12 protein-coding genes and 5 pseudogenes are annotated in these 14,983 nt (G+C 55.8%); 8 read left to right on the forward strand and 9 right to left on the reverse strand.

The annotated features are described in order from the left end of the window. Positions 1 to 4 precede the first annotated feature (4 nt). Both RHEC894_RS25865 and RHEC894_RS25870 read right to left on the reverse strand, forming a co-directional pair. Entirely contained in the window at positions 5 to 544 is a 540-nt protein-coding gene (locus tag RHEC894_RS25865) for a hypothetical protein (protein WP_004679185.1), read from the reverse strand. Positions 545 to 672: 128 nt separating this feature from the next. Then, complete coding sequence (locus tag RHEC894_RS25870; protein ID WP_029875595.1) at positions 673 to 1,347, reverse strand: transcriptional regulator; 675 nt, start codon at positions 1,345 to 1,347, stop codon at positions 673 to 675. A 175-nt stretch (positions 1,348 to 1,522) separates the two neighbouring features. On the opposite strand from RHEC894_RS25870, the gene RHEC894_RS25875 reads away from it, so the two are divergent. From RHEC894_RS25875 to nodD1, 7 genes and pseudogenes are all read left to right on the forward strand, one after another. Then, the gene (locus tag RHEC894_RS25875) at positions 1,523 to 1,939 is read left to right on the forward strand and encodes a hypothetical protein (RefSeq protein WP_011053452.1); all 417 of its coding nucleotides are present in this window, start codon (positions 1,523 to 1,525) and stop codon (positions 1,937 to 1,939) included. 760 nt (positions 1,940 to 2,699) lie between these two features. Continuing rightward, positions 2,700 to 4,756 (forward strand): annotated as a pseudogene (locus RHEC894_RS25885) (carbamoyltransferase). A 194-nt stretch (positions 4,757 to 4,950) separates the two neighbouring features. After that, on the forward strand, positions 4,951 to 5,607 hold the full coding sequence (locus tag RHEC894_RS25890) for an FkbM family methyltransferase (protein ID WP_012489572.1): 657 nt from the start codon (positions 4,951 to 4,953) through the stop codon (positions 5,605 to 5,607). A gap of 75 nt (positions 5,608 to 5,682) precedes the next feature. Beyond that, a pseudogene (locus RHEC894_RS25895) lies at positions 5,683 to 5,977 on the forward strand (transposase); the annotation flags it as partial. A gap of 13 nt (positions 5,978 to 5,990) precedes the next feature. Further along, positions 5,991 to 6,510: pseudogene (gene istB, locus RHEC894_RS25900) on the forward strand (IS21-like element helper ATPase IstB); the annotation flags it as partial. Between the two features lie 539 nt (positions 6,511 to 7,049). Next, entirely contained in the window at positions 7,050 to 7,382 is a 333-nt protein-coding gene (nolE, locus tag RHEC894_RS25905) for a nodulation protein NolE (protein WP_012489573.1), read from the forward strand. A gap of 166 nt (positions 7,383 to 7,548) precedes the next feature. After that, on the forward strand, positions 7,549 to 8,487 hold the full coding sequence (gene nodD1, locus RHEC894_RS25910; protein ID WP_029532439.1) for a transcriptional regulator NodD1: 939 nt from the start codon (positions 7,549 to 7,551) through the stop codon (positions 8,485 to 8,487). 352 nt (positions 8,488 to 8,839) lie between these two features. Here the strand turns inward: nodD1 and RHEC894_RS25915 are convergent, their stop codons facing one another. The 7 genes and pseudogenes from RHEC894_RS25915 to nodB form a co-directional block, all read right to left on the reverse strand. Continuing rightward, positions 8,840 to 9,256 (reverse strand): cupin domain-containing protein, encoded by a 417-nt coding sequence (locus tag RHEC894_RS25915; RefSeq protein ID WP_012489574.1) that lies wholly within the window; start codon positions 9,254 to 9,256, stop codon positions 8,840 to 8,842. Positions 9,257 to 9,462: 206 nt separating this feature from the next. Beyond that, positions 9,463 to 10,251: an ABC transporter permease gene (locus RHEC894_RS25920; RefSeq protein WP_009998866.1), complete on the reverse strand. Its 789-nt coding sequence runs from the start codon at positions 10,249 to 10,251 to the stop codon at positions 9,463 to 9,465. Positions 10,252 to 10,254: 3 nt separating this feature from the next. Continuing rightward, a complete protein-coding gene (nodI, locus tag RHEC894_RS25925; protein ID WP_080515691.1) occupies positions 10,255 to 11,205 on the reverse strand; it encodes a nodulation factor ABC transporter ATP-binding protein NodI in 951 nt (316 codons plus the stop codon). 63 nt (positions 11,206 to 11,268) lie between these two features. After that, positions 11,269 to 11,486 (reverse strand): annotated as a pseudogene (locus RHEC894_RS33960) (carbamoyltransferase C-terminal domain-containing protein); the annotation flags it as partial. Between the two features lie 44 nt (positions 11,487 to 11,530). Next, positions 11,531 to 12,148 carry a nodulation methyltransferase NodS gene (gene nodS, locus RHEC894_RS25930; protein WP_012489576.1) on the reverse strand — a complete coding sequence of 206 codons (618 nt, stop codon included), beginning with the start codon at positions 12,146 to 12,148 and terminating at the stop codon, positions 11,531 to 11,533. 15 nt (positions 12,149 to 12,163) lie between these two features. After that, on the reverse strand, positions 12,164 to 13,495 hold the full coding sequence (gene nodC / locus RHEC894_RS25935; protein ID WP_004679211.1) for a chitooligosaccharide synthase NodC: 1,332 nt from the start codon (positions 13,493 to 13,495) through the stop codon (positions 12,164 to 12,166). Further along, positions 13,495 to 14,154 carry a chitooligosaccharide deacetylase NodB gene (gene nodB, locus RHEC894_RS25940; RefSeq protein WP_004679213.1) on the reverse strand — a complete coding sequence of 220 codons (660 nt, stop codon included), beginning with the start codon at positions 14,152 to 14,154 and terminating at the stop codon, positions 13,495 to 13,497. The genes nodC and nodB overlap by 1 nt, the downstream gene beginning before the upstream one ends. Positions 14,155 to 14,627: 473 nt before the next feature. Between nodB and RHEC894_RS33965 the strand changes: the two are divergent. Continuing rightward, positions 14,628 to 14,922: pseudogene (locus tag RHEC894_RS33965) on the forward strand (nodulation protein NodZ); the annotation flags it as partial. Positions 14,923 to 14,983: the final 61 nt, after the last annotated feature.

A 14,983-nucleotide genomic window follows, 5' to 3' on the forward strand; every position in this document is an offset into this window, starting at 1 on the left:
CAGGTCACCGTTCAAACCGCTCCAGCATTGTTCTCAACTGCGCGTTTTGCAGCCTTAGCTTTCTGGCTAGCTGCCTCCTGAGCACCCTGATGTCTTCGTCGAGGCTCATCTGGTCCGCAGTGTGAACTGCCGGGGCAGCGTTTGCAATCGCGGCTGATGCCTTCTTACGCGGGGCGACCTCGAGAGTTCGCTCGAGCCTCGTAGCATCGTGCCCAGCGGCGATGTCGGTACTAAGCCCGCCGAATGGAGGTGGATCGGCCGCCTCAACGTTTTTGGCATCTTGGCCTTCGACCTGATCGTGGCCACCGATTCCGACTTCCTTAGAAACAACAAACTCGGTGGAAATTGCAGGAGAATGGCCGTGACGGGGAGGCCCCTCGCTTGCCGGTCGAACGGCGCTTATCAGGCTCTTCTCGGCAGGCGTTTCGGTCGGACCGGCAATGGCCAATGTGTCCGGCGTAACCTTCTGGTCCGAGCCGTTTTCTCGCTTTTGTTCGCGACCCGGTGAGATCAGTCGGGCAAGAAGTTTCCAGGGAGACGCCATCTATCCGACCTCGCGTTTTATCCCGCAAGCAGGCAGTGAGTTTGGGGTCCGGCAACAGCATTACCGTTGCCGAATTGTTTGTCTCGATAAGAATGTAGATCCGGTCGCTTATTGACCGGCTGCTTATATCAATCGAGCTTGAGCCGTTTGCGCAGATCTTCATTTTCAGCGCGAAGTTTTCCAGCAAGAAGCTTGCGCAGCCGCTGATTTTCCTCTTCCAACTGCAAAAGGTCTGCCATTTCATCGCTCGCCGTCATCGGGGCAGCCGGCGCTGCCTGCACAGCCTTTGGAGCACGGCGCACAGGTGCGCGTTTGGCGCTCGCCGTGGCTTCGATAGCCTTTGTCTTGCGCCCTCTCCTCTTCACACCACCGTCCCCGGCCAGCGCAGCTGCCGGCTCTGCCGTAGCGTCAGCTAACGCGGTCTCGAGTGCCGCGACTTTTTTGGCGCGCGGTTTGCGCTGTTTCTTCGGCGCATTAGGCGTTTCGACAACGGTCTGTCCATCGACCTTGGTTGTCGTATTAGTCTCGTCGGCCATGCTCATCTCCTGTGTATCTGATGCAGTTGTCGACGGCCCGAGAGGCGCTGTCAACAACTGCTCGGCCTGATCTTGTTCCGGCAAAGACATTTCGCTGTCGGGTTTGCCACTCTGAGAGCTACCTGACAGAAAAGGCAATGCCTCTTCCTCTAGATCGCGCGCGACTGACTTTAGATCCACATTGCCCCAGATCGAGTTCGATCTGGCATCAAGTTTTCGCCTGCCGTTCTTGTACTCGACGGCAAAACTGCGTTGCACTTTTTTCAATATAAGAGGCCTTGGAGAATCCACGGGGTGGCTGATGTTATGCTGGAACAGCACGAATAGCGCCTACCGGACTACCAGTCTATACCCACGGTCTAGCCTGAGGCCAATTTTTTAGCGCCGCATTATTTTTTGGAGTTACCGCGGCCTCTGCCGATTTATCGTCCCGGTCCCTAAAGTGGTGAAGGAGCCGCGCACCAACCCAGGCTTCTCCTTCGTCGGCTGGCGCTTCAAAGACCAGATGCTGCGCACTTACGCCGGGGAAAATGTTGAAGCGCTTGGCCCACGTTTCGCGGCACTCGCAGCGGCGGTGCTGACCAAGACCGAACGCAGTTTCCTTGCAGCTAGCGCCGCCATTAGGCTCATTGATGTGCCGAGACGAACATGCGGCTTGGCTTTGTCGGCTGAAACAAGAGTAGCGAAGGAGTGTTGCTTTTATGACAAGACACGAGGAGTTTGTCGGTCGAATGTCACAGGCGGATCTGCCTTGCACACGGCCGCCATAGAGAGAAGGATGGGGTCGCCGCTCGCTTCACTGCTGAGTCACGCCATCGTTTTCGTGAATGCATTCCATCCAAACAATCGATTTTACTGATCGAAACGGTTGCCATTAGAAGACGCTGAAGAAGCGTTTTGTAAAAGCCGTAATTCGGAGTTCTTAAAATGGGTCCTCGGGTGCCGTGGAGACTGTGCTGGGAAAACGAGATGAGGCAGTCGGTCTGCTGCCTGGTCTCGATCGTTATCTTGCGCTCGACGTGATCGGGTAGAATCTTGGTCGTTGCTTCTCGACGTTTCAGTGGGCTCTCACGGGACGCACTTTTGCCCCGGTCGATGCCGCCTCCTATTCGTCTTCACCGCGCGCTGGTCATCTTTCTACTGCTTCCCCTTCTAGCGTTTGTTGCAGATCGGTTCTCACGCCGTGGGCGCCGTTCGACGTGATTATCAATGGCGGCCCCACCGCGTGGGAGCTGAGTTCGGTGCTGGCGCATATGCGAATGACGGAGGCCGGCGGCGGAATTCTGTGTGCTATGCCTCGGAGCCAACGCAGGCGCACTCGCCGCTGCAAGGATACGGTCTGCGACCTTTGCAGCGACCACCAAACGTCGTTGTGGCTGTCGGGCGGAAAGATGAAGGACTGGGTAATGTGGATACGTTACGCGGCGTTACTGCCGCAAATGCTTCGGTCTGGGGCTCTGTTAGCGCCGATTGTCGGCAATCTCACCGATCCGGTCACGATCTGATTTCGGCTTCGACCCGTGAGCTCTAGCTGCACTGTCAAGCGCCACCCTATGAAACTGCGAAAGCCGGTGGCCAGACCAGAGCGACCTACCTTTCGAAACGAACTGGAGAGCAACATGCTGTGTCTAGGGCTCAGTGGCGGTCTAAGCAGAGTCTACGAAAATTCGTTCGATCTACCGAACACCTTTATGCACGATGGGGCTGCGGTTCTCGTTCGCGACGGGCGAGTGATAGCGGCGGTCGAGGAGGAGCGCCTTAACCGGACAAGCACTCCAACAAGTTACCAACGCGTTCGATTCAATATTGCCTCGCATCTGCAGGTGTTCACCTGAGCGACATCGACCGCATCGCGTATTATGCGACCGAGGCCTATTGCAACGCTGTGCTCGAGCGCGTGCGCCTCTCTCACCCAAGTACCCCAATACCGGACGCGAGACTGTTGTTGTGCGGATTACTCGGGCAAGAATTTGGTGCCGAAATTGATCCCTCACGTGTGTCGTTCGTGAGCCACCATATGTCGCACGCGGTGAGCTCGTTTTTCATGTCGGGCTTCGAGCGAAGTTTGGTCCTCTCAATTGACGGCGGTGGAGACTTTCTTTCGGGGCTTTTGGCGATTGGTTCCAGCACGGAGATTGAGCCACTCGTGACATTTCCGGAGAATGATTCTCTAGGGCTGCTATACTTGGAAACGATCCGCTACCTAGGTTATGGCGCGTTCGATGAATATAAGATCATGGGTCTGGCACCTTACGGCAATCCCGCTTCGTACCGCGAGATCTTCGAACAATTTTACGAACTCCTAGACGACGGTGGTTATCGGGTCCATCTCGACCGAGTTGGTCCTACGTTGCTCAGTAACATTCAAATACGCCAGAAAGGCATGCCGTTCACGCAGCAGCATAAAGATGTGAGTGCTTCACTGCAGGAAGCACTGGAACGGATCGTGTTCCACGTCCTACGGCATTACACCAAGGTTACGGGCATCGAACGACTGTGTTTGGCCGGAGGAGTGGCTCACAACTGCACTTTGAATGGCAAGCTGCTGTACTCGGGGATGTTTGACGACATCTTCGTGCAACCGGCTGCCCATGACGCTGGCTGCGCACTAGGCGCCGCATTGATGGCGTCTCATGATCTGGGGCATCCGGCACCTCGTGAGCGTTTGCAAAACGTCTATTGGGGACCCGACCTGGAGAGCGAAGGAAGCGTGGAGGAGGAACTTTTTGCTTGGGGCCAGCATCTCGAAATTGAACGGAGTGATGACGTGACAGGCAAAGCAGCCGATTGGATTGCGGATGGCGCCGTGATCGCCTGGGTGCAGGGGCGTTCGGAGTTCGGTCCACGGGCGCTAGGCAACCGGAGTATTCTTGCTGATCCGAGGCCGGCGTCAAACAAGGATCGAATTAATATGATGGTCAAGAAGCGGGAAGGCTACCGCCCATTTGCTCCCTCGGTATTGGAGGAGGACGCCGTGGAATTTTTTGATCTGCCAGGTACCTTGCGCAAATTTCCTTTTATGAATTTCGTAGTGTCTGTGCGCGAACCCAAGCGTAGTTCGCTAGGCGCCATCACGCACGTAGATGGTACGGCTCGTTTGCAGACAGTGTCACGCGAGACAAATCCCGCATATTGGGAGCTAATCAATGCTTTCGGGAAGCGAACCGGCGTTCCGATCTTGCTCAACACGTCGTTTAACAACAACGCCGAGCCGGTAGTGGATTCGGTTAGGGATGCCGTAACGACTTTTTTGACGACCGACCTGGATGCACTTGTCATCGGTCCATTTCTCGTCAAGAAGCGAATCTCAACGATGGAGGAGTGGAATAAACTAGCAGTTTCCTTGCCACCTTACGCAAGTCTCCATCAGGCGCGTGCATATTCCACCCTGGATCGGCAAGAGACTGTATGTGAGATCCGCACAGGCGCCTCCAGCCTGCAGGCCGTGCGTATTTCACCGGGGTTGTTTGAACAGCTAATTAGGATTGAGGGAGAAGCCCTGGTTGGCGACATTTTGGATGGAATCGCGCCTGTTTCAGGTAGTCGTGAGACTTTCCTAAATGAACTTCGGCAGATTTGGGAGCAGCGTTGCATATGCTTAAGCCCGGTACGTGGCCGCAAATCACAGGTATCCGTCCCCGCTGAGGCCTCGGTGACTAGTGGGCTTTCAGCATAGCTTGGGGTCGCTTCGTTACGCCAAACAAACTCGCGAATAACAAAGCCCGCGACCGACAATGCGCCGTGCCCACCTAATCGCACGGCGACGCGTCAACAACCATGTCGAAAGAAGGGCCAAATGGCTCGGTATTTCAGTGATATCCTGCCCGAGCTCGTTCAGCAGGGGCACTTCGAAAAGTTAAGGAGACTGTGATGGATCCGGTGTGTGAGTTAAACGTACATCGACAGATCGTTTCGCTTCTCGATAAGCCTAACCCTGTAATCTTTGACATTGGGTGCAATGACGGAAGCGATGCTCAACGCTTTCTGCGCCTTCTTCCGAGCGCCCAGCTCTATTGCTTTGAGCCAGACCCCAGAGCCGCTGCACGCTTCAAGGAGAAAATGGGTTCTGATCGGGATCGGATGAGGCTATCCGAGGTTGCGATCAGCGACCGAAACGGGATGATCGAGTTTCATCCCAGCAATGGCAATGACAGCGCTAAGGAATGGGATCTCTCGGGCTCGATACGCCGTCCCAAGAACCATCTTTCTGAGTACGAGTGGGTTCGGTTTGACCCTCCGATTTCGGTTGAGACTAGGAGGCTGGATGACTGGTGCAGCGAAGCTGGCCTAGAGAATATAGATCTCATCTGGATGGATGTGCAGGGAGCCGAGGCCGACGTTATTGCCGGTGGCAATCAGATCCTGATGAGAACGCGTTACATATATACTGAGGATAGTGATCATGAGCTTTATGAAGGCCAGCTTCCCCTGCGCGCCATTCTTGAGCTCTTACCTTCCTTCCAGATGGTAGTTGAGTATCCCCGAGGAGTGGAGGGTGACGTTTTGCTTAAAAACACAAGCCTATAGCCGGTTCCCTTTTTGGGATTCAAGAACCGCGCCGAGTTTGCCGGAGGCTTCAACTCATGAGAGATTGGAGCCGATATGAGCAAGACAACGAACAAATTCTCGCCTGAAGTCCGTGAGCGTGCCATCCGCATGGTGCTGGATCACGAAGCCGAGCACCCCGCGCGGTGGGCTGCCGCTTCATCTATCGCGGCCCAGATCGGCTGCTCGCCGGCCACGCACGCTACACGAATGGGTGAAGAAGACCGAGGTCGATAGCGGTAAGCGAGCAGGCCGGCCGAACGATGTCGCCGAGATTATGAAGGCTCTTGAGCGGGAGAGCCGCGAGCTTCGTCAGGCCAACGAGATTCTGCGCAAAGCGTCGGCGTATTTTGCCCAGGCGAAACCTGCCACCGGAAAAGACGCTCGACAGCTTTGATTTTGATGCAGTCCCTATGGTCTCCAAGGCCCAGGTCATGGCCATTGCCGCTGGCGACAGCTGGGTCGCGAAAGGTGCCAATATCCTCATGTTCGGTCCGCCGGGCGGCGGAAAGAGCCATCTCGCCGCGGCCCTCGACCTCGCGCTGATCGAGAACGGTTGCGGGTGCTGTTCACTCGCACGACCAACCTCGTCCAGAAACTGCAGGTCGTACCGCGTGAACTCCAGATCGAATCCGCCGTCGCAAAGCTCGACAAGTTCGATCTGCTTATCCTCGACGACCTGGCCTACGTCACTAGGACCAGGCCGAAACCCGCGTGCTCTTCGAACTCATCTCCCAAGATATGAGCGGCGCTCCATCATCATCACCGCCAATCAGCCCTTTGGAGAATGGAACCGAGTCTTTCCGGACCCGGCCATGACGCTTGCCGCGGTGGACCGACTTGTTCATCACGCTACGATCATTCGAAATGAACGTCGAAAGCTAATGGCGACGTTCCGCGATGGAAGCCAAACGTGGTCGACCCAGCTGGCTTGCGGCCATTACCTCTATCTCATTGCAAAACGATGACACTGAAACGTCAGGAATCCGGTCTTCTCCATACAAGGCAGCCGATCGAACAAAATGTCGTAGCCTGACGGGAGACGCAGGGGTGTCCCTCCCGCACGCGGCGCCCTTTGCTATCCCGGATGAAGGGGATGGCGGCAACGACATGCGCAAGCCCACTGAGGATAGAAGGACTGGGTGAAAAGGCGCCCCTGAAAACAGTGGGTTTGGCGACACTTGTTGGTTCGGGCAGGCAAGACGTCGTCTACATGCATCAAATGGATGACTCGCATTTAAACAATAGATTTCACCAATTTTCGCGGATGCTCCATAGACGGCCGTCTCCACTCCACCGGGTATGATCCGTTGAAAGGCTCTCAACCAATCCAACAACGCCTGTAGCCCCGAAGCACTGGCGGCGGGAATGGCATCAATCCTACCTGGTATCGCCTGGCCTTAGCCGAAGAAAGGAAACGTCTCATGAAGGTTATTGGTTACTACGTCATCGTTGCAGCGTTGCTCGCATTGACATTGCGGGCCGGGCCGTCACTTGCAGCAGATGATCGTAACCAAGATTGTGGCCCGGCGGCAAGTGACCCCCGCGCAAACCTGAATGGTGCTGACAAAGCCCATTCAGCGGAGCACACTCAAGACTTCAATTGCCAAGATACTCCTGCCGAAGAAGGTGAGTGCTACGAGTGCGTCTTACCCCCCGAAGTACATATTGAAGGCGCCGAAGTGATCGACGTCGCAGACCGAAACTTTTATCCTCGGAAAACACTGCTACTCGCCAGAATGATCAGGCACCACTGAATCGTGTCGGTTGAAGGTAGCAGTAAGACCATCAAAGCCACGGCGGCTGGAACATCGATACTTTCTCAATTTTAGGCGACCCTTTGCTTGCTGATCTCTCGTGGCGCCGCACTGCGAGACCAAGCCTTTTCACCTTTTATCTCGCCACCTCGCTATGGATGAAGACATGCGGTTCAAGGGCCTTGATCTGAATCTCCTCGTCGCACTCGACGCCTTGATGACCGAGCGTAACCTCACGGCGGCAGCGCGCAGCATCAACTTGAGCCAACCGGCCATGAGCGCGGCCGTCGGCAGGTTACGCACCTATTTCAATGACGACCTTTTTACCATGGTCGGTCGCGAACTCGTTCCAACCCCGCGTGCGGAGCGGCTCGCGCCTTCGGTCCGCGAGGCTCTGCTTCACATCCAGGTTTCGATCATATCCTGGGATCCGTTTTGCCCTGCTCAATCGGATCGCTGCTTCAGAGTCATTCTTTCCGATTACGCCGCACTCGTTTTTTTTGAAAAGGTCGTGACGCGTGTCGCCCGAGAAGCGCCCGCCGTCAGCTTCGAGTTGCTGCCGATCGCCGATAACTACGATGATTACTTGCGGCGCGGTGACGCCGATTTTCTCATCTTTCCGGAATTGCTCATGTCGCGCGCACATCCTAAGGTGGCGTTATTCGAGGAGACCCTCGTGTGCGTGGGCTGCCGCTCGAACAAGCTACTCTCGGAGCAACTTACACTCGAGAGGTATATGTCGATGGGACACGTTGTGGTGAAGTTTGGGAACGCTGCTTCCATCGAGGAATGGTGTTTGCTTGGGCACGGGCTTAAGAGACATGTCGAAGTAGTCGTGCAGGGCTTCAGCATGGTTCCGTTCATGCTTTCAGGGACCGAGCGCATAGCGACAATGCCCTTACGCCTGGTCAAGCAGCTCGAAAAGACAATACCCCTGCGGATCGCCGACCTTCCGCTACCTTTGCCCGCGTTCACACAGGCCCTCCAATGGCCCGCGCTTCACAATAGTGATCAGGCAAGCCTCTGGATGCGGGACGTGCTATGCCAGGAAGCATCCCGCATGCCTTCGCCCCATGAGGTAATGAGACGTCTCAGGATTTCCTAGCAACCTTTCGTGGTTTTGTCGTTCGGCGTGATTCATGGCGTCGGAATGAGGAGCCTCTTTGAAACGCCGCCGCTACAGTCTCACGGATGATTGATGATCCTGTCGCCGCTGGCCCAACAGCCGCGCTGACTGACGACCAAGTATGGAGGAACTGGACAGATGCTCTCCTACGCCCGCCGTTCAACCGACCAATGAAACAACCTCCTCGACAGTTTGTCGACGACTCAAGTCGAAGGTTCACGCAGCTCCAATCGACATTAGCAAGGAGCGGCAAACCAACCCCTAATATGGGACGGGTTCACCACATCCGAGCCGTGGCGCCAGATTGCCCTCCGGTAATACCTCAACGTCTTTATTTTTGCGGCAGAACATTCTCACTGCCCTTTTCCACCTGATCGATCACGAGCAGCTTTACCGGCTCGGTGCCGTTGTTCGCCCCTTTATGCCATATGCCCCAGGACTCGACGATAAAATCTCCTGCCGTGAAAATGCTTTCTTTCCCAGATTCTGTATTGGTGACCGTGATCTCCCCCGAAAGCACATAGCCATAGCGCTGATAGCGATGCTGATGAATTGGCAACGTCGCACCGGGCGCAATCTCATAAATCGAAGCGATGACCTCGACATTCTTCCGTGGAACGATGATGGGCTGACCAGCAATCGTACGATCGGTCCTTAAGATAAGCGTAGCCGCGACCGCTTTGTTTTCGAACGCGTTCGCGGGACACGCCAGAGCAAAGAGCGCCGTAGCGATTGAGATGACCTTCATTTGCTTTTCTCCTGATACAAGCCGGATTTTCCTGAAGAGTGTTTGCTTCCGAGTTCGGCCAGTTGCAGAGCGACAAACCTGCATCGTCTCACCGGCGCCGACACGGGTTCATTTGTTCCCGGACTATGATGATTATCTTCAGAGCTCTGCGGGTCTTTTCAAGATACTGCATCGCAATACCCCTCATGGCGTGGTGGCGAGTAGCGTCAAGACATCAGGCGCCGACGCAACAGCGCTGCCGACAGGAAGAACGGCAAAATCGCGTAGATGCAAAGCGCGCCTATATGCAGGCCCATGCTACCCGCGGGGCGCCCAAGCATTGCCGGGCGTATGAGGTCGATCGCATGCGCTAGAGGCAAGAACTGCGCTACCTGCTGAAAGGCCTGGGGCAGTTGCGCGATTGGAAACACCGCGCCGCACAAGAACAGCATTGGTGTCAGGACGAGCGTCTGGTAAAAAATGAAATACTCGTAACTGGGCGCAAGGGCCGTGACTACCATCGCAAGGCTCGCGAATGCAAATCCAGTGAGCATGATAACTGGCAGCACATAGACGACTGATGGCCACGTCGCATAGCCTAGCACGGTGGCGACGATTATGATTCCCGTACCGGCAAGAAATGCCTTGCTCGCTGCCCATGCCAACTCACCCAGGATGATGTCCCCAAGTGTCATTTGTGTGTAGAGCATGGCTTCCCAGGTGCGTTGGGCGTGCATTCGCGTAAAGGCCGCGTAAATCGTCTCGAACGTCGCTGAGGTCATCGCGCTTGTCGCCACCATGCCGCCCGCCAAGAACGCAACGTAGGTTGTGCCGTCAACGCGACCCACAATAATTCCGAGGCCAAGGCCGAGGCCAAAAAGGTAGATCATAGGATCGGCCAGACTTCCAACAATTGACGCAAGTGCTACTTTCTTCCATGCCAGATAGTTGCGTCGCCATATCGCAATCCAGTTAAAAGCGTTGGCGGGCAGAGCCGCGGCACAACCTTCACCCATCGTTCACTTCTCCATCTCGCGCCCGGTCAACCGCAAAAACACATCCTCAAGATTCGGCGGACGCTGGAGAATGCGCAAGCCCGCGCGCTCCCGCAACCGCACACGCACCTGCTCCGGGTCAGACACATAGCAAAAAAGGGTCTCGCCGCTAATTTCGACGCGATCGGCATATGGCCCGACCAGCGATTCCAATTCATGCGGATCGCCGCCGTAGATTTCAATGACTTCGCACCCGATCAGTTCATCGATCAGGTCATGCGGCCGCCCTTCGGCAATGCTGCGACCTCTTTCGAGTACGCAGAGTCGATCGCATAGCCGTTCGGCCTCTTCCATGAAATGGGTGGTCAAGATGATCGTTTTGCCGCGCGTAAGCAGGGAACGCAGGCGCTCCCAGATCAGGTGGCGCGCGTGCGGGTCGAGACCGGTGGTCGGCTCGTCCATGACAAGTAGCTGGGGGTCATTGATCAACGCACGCGCTAGCGTCAGGCGCCGCTTCATGCCGCCTGAAAGTTCAGACACACGCGCATTCACCTTGCTCTCTAGGCGTGCAAACTCAAGGAGCGACGGCATGACCGCCTCGACTTTGCGTGTATTCATGCCGAAGTAGCGGCCGTAGACCAGCAGATTCTCGCGCACAGTGAATTCAGGCTCAAGGTTGTCGAATTGCGGCACCACGCCGATACCCTTTCGCGCCAAGCGAGCCTGGGCAGGCACCGGCACGCCGAGCACAGTAATCTTCCCCGCATCAGGGGCTGTCATGCCAAGGATCATGCGTGCGATCGTGCTCTTGCCCGCGCCGTTCGGTCCAAGCAGCCCGAAGCATTGCCCCGGGGAAACGCGGAACGATAGCGCGTTGACCACGGCCTTGTCGCCATATGTCTTGCTTACGTCGAAAAAATCTATTGCGGACATGAACATGCGCTCATCTGACCGTCGGGCGCCGTTGACTGGCATTTCTTCGGTTGGTTGTGTTCTTCCTGGTCCATCGCACCGTATGTGTTCATTGCGTCTCCATTAAAGGGCTGGCAGCAGCATCCGGGAAAACGCCTCGTCCGTGGTAATTGGCACTCGTGTTGCAGAGCAGCCGAATGTCCCGAGCTTGTTACATTCGAAGAGTAGCTCGGCGACTTCACGGAGAGAGTGCCTGGGATGGTCTGCAATTGTGCAGATTCATCGAGATGGACAACAGCCGGAATTCTGTCCTGGCATCTCATCCGCGTCTTTTTATACCACAGACGCGCATAGTGTCTCCATGTCTGAACGTCGAGGGTTGGGGCCGTTAGGAGGCAGAAATCGGATTCCGGAAACAGGCGAGTAAGCAATCTTCGTTGACCGAGCCACCCCGACACTCAAGCCGCTCTAGCTCGAGCAAAGTTTCGTTCAGCATGTCGAGGACCGTCTCAGCACCAGCAACGTGGCCCCAGCGACGACAATTGGCGTCGCGCGCCGATCCGAAAACCAGATATCCATCTGGCGCAAGCATCCGCACTAAATTCCGAACAGCCCCTCTCATCTCGGCTATTCCTCCAATATAGTAGAGCACTTCCGCCACAACGATCAAATCAAACCTCTCGTCAGGTGAAAACTGTTGAACATCAGAGACTATCCAGCTGATGTGCGGAGAATCCCTCATGCGTCGACGCGATCTTTCTATAGCGTGAGGCACAACATCGATCACGGTGAGCCGTTTGCAGTGGGGGGCTAGCTGCACCGTAAATGCGCCGGCAGCGCATCCCACTTCGAGCGCATTTGAGATGGATCCCTGGGCAAGCGCCAAGCGGAGCATTTGCGTGTGACGCTCACGCTCGAATGGATTGGCGTCGAGTCCCCATGGATCGGGTGCAGCCAGTTCCCGATTCAGCAATTGATAATTGTCGCTCTGTGTCAACTCGTTCACCTCGGTAAATAGATCTTACTCGTCGCTGCACATGCAGTCAGACGTCGTTCGCCTGGCAGAATCGCGGGCGGGGTTGAGCCTTCGAGGCGCTGTCGCATGTCCAGAACATTCTGTAGTGCGCGCATCAGTCGCCGGATGTTGATTCGAGTTGCCAGCAGAGCTGCGCGACAGCCAGTCGCTATTGCTCAGCGTGCACAGCGCGTAGGCTTTCAAGGGCAGTAGCAGAAAAATATTGATGAATGCATGCAGAGAGAACCCGAGGAACCGTCGTTGGCGGGCCCGGAGCGCGACAACGCTGCAGTGGATCATCGTCATGGCCACGATCATCAGGGATGCCAACCAAGGCACGGTGCCCGTCAATGCAAGCTGTGCGAGCCCCGTCAGCACTGATAGTGCCAGAAGCAGCGGTCCGAGGTTCTGTCCGACAACGTCGAGCGTAAGGAAGCGATGGAGGTTGGGCAGCAGGCGCAGCCCAAGCAACGTGTCCCGGTACGTGCTCCGCGCCCAGCGTAGTTGTTGGCGCAGATACGGTCCTAGCTTGTTCGGAACGACTGTCGCTGCGATGGCGCTCGGCACGTACTCCGTTCGAAAGCCTGCCTTCAGCATAAGAATGGTGAGATGCCGATCCTCACCGAAATCGCTTGGCTTTCCCCGAAAATACTGTGATTCGTACTGGTCAAGCAGCGAAGCGAGCGCAGAGCGACGGTAGATAGCACATGGACCGCAGCAGCACATAACGGCTCCGAAGCGAGCTTGTGCCGCACGCTCCTCGTTGCAAGCCAGCCAGTACTCCATATCGATCAAACGGGTCAGCCAACTATCGTTTCGGTTGCGGGCCGTCAACTGTCCCATGGCCGCGCCGACAGCCGGATCTTGCATTTTAGGCACGAGCTTCCTGATGACGTCAGATGCGAGGATCGTGTCGGAGTCGACGTTTAACACCATATCTCCAGCAGAGCGGCGTATCGCGGCGATCTGTGCCTTCCGTTTACCAACATTCTGGGGAAGCAGGAGAATATTGAATCTGGGGTCTCGTGCGAAGGCCTCGTGCACAGGTCGCAAAGCCTCGCGATTTTCGGAACCGTCATCAACTAGGTAAACCTGCAGCCTTCCCCCGTATTCCTGACCCGCAATAGAAGCCAGGCACTCCGAAAGCGTGCGGGGATCCTCGTTGAAGCTTGGCACGATGACATCTACGCTGGGCAGCTCCTCAAAGCCGGCCAAGCTCTGGGACGCCAATGAAACATCGGTCGGCAGAGAATAAACGGCCTGCACGCTTTTATAAGCAGTCGAGAGAAGTGCATAAAGCGAGACGGCGACAGTGCTGGTTGTGTCAAGCATATCCATCAGAACTCCCGAGGAAGCGAGCGGAATACAAAGCCGCGATCATGCAAAGCTGGAATTATGCTAGATAACGCCATGATAGTCTGGTGGCGCAGACTGCGGTCAGTTCCTTGTTGCATTTCACTGGAGGGACAACCGTCGTGCAAGAGCACGATTGACCCCGGCCGGACAGACTGCAGCACATCATTGACAATGCCGTCGGCCCCGGGAAGAGACCAGTCTCGCGGATCTACCGACCAGTGCACGGCAGTGAGTTCCGCATTCGCCGAAACCTTGAGCACTTCTTCGGTCCAGATGCCGTAAGGAGCCCGGATGTGCCGCACCACCGCCTGAGGCGACGCCATTTTTATGGCTCTGTTTGTCTCGAGTATCTGACGTTGCACCTCGTCGGGTTCGCAGTCAGACAGGTCTGGATGCGTCATTGTGTGGTTGGCGACTTCATGTCCCTCTGCAATCATTCGCTGGATCAATTTAGATTGATCGGCCAGGAACTCGCCGATGACGAAGAATGTTGCCGGCACCCGGTGTTCAGCCAGAATATCGAGAATCTCCGGTGTACAAAATGGATGCGGACCGTCGTCGAACGTCAAATAAACGCTGTGACTACCAGTGCCGTCATCGCGCTCACCGTGCACTTCGCACGAGCAATCGAGGTGCGTCATTGCTCTCGTCCTTTCCGGTAAATTATCCTGGTGGCATTCGGAGACCGGCCACCAAAGGGTAGGATGATGACGCCGCGCGTGGACGCAGGTCGAAACGCGCGCGTGGCAGCGTGTAGCGTACGCCGTTTCCCCAAAATAGCGGTCACCAGGCCGCCTCGTCTGAATCTGTCAATACCGCGGCTCGTTGCGGACTGTACCGAGTGCGATTGGTGGTGAACCCCCGAGCTGTCGACGATTGCAAGGTGATGCAATGGGCTGATCGACCGCTTATGCAAGCATTACATTCCAAAGCCACACATTTGACCCCTCTACACCACTGGGCGCGCCATCGACGACTTGATTTCCGTCAAGATGCTCGTCTAATGGATCACGCCATTCAATTCGTAAAATCGATTGTTTGGATGATACCCATTCACAGCATAGATAAAATTCGAGCTCCACGGTTCCTGCTAACGGACCGAGCCTGTTGTCGTGACTGGCGGGGGACTTGCGTCGTCGTTCCCTGGAAGAACTTATGAGCCGATTCAAGATATTGCTGGCGTACGGGTTATTTGCGATGACCAGATCACCAGTTCTCATTTCCGGGACCGTTCTTCCCATCATGGTGGAACAAGCCCTCAATCGAGAGTGTTTACCGCCCCGATGAACAAATTTTCCGGGAACGTGAACCGAGCTTCTTTAAGCCCAGGACGATACTGATGCTAACACGGTAGTTTGTGATGCCTGTTAATGTGGCGGTGCGACCAAGCTGCCGAACGCCAGATATTTCAGATGACCTGCCACTGAATTTTCATCCGGCGGCGATTAGAGCCTCGGCGGTCTTTGAAAC

The organism is Rhizobium sp. CIAT894 (assembly GCF_000172795.2).
Taxonomy (GTDB): Bacteria; Pseudomonadota; Alphaproteobacteria; order Rhizobiales; family Rhizobiaceae; genus Rhizobium.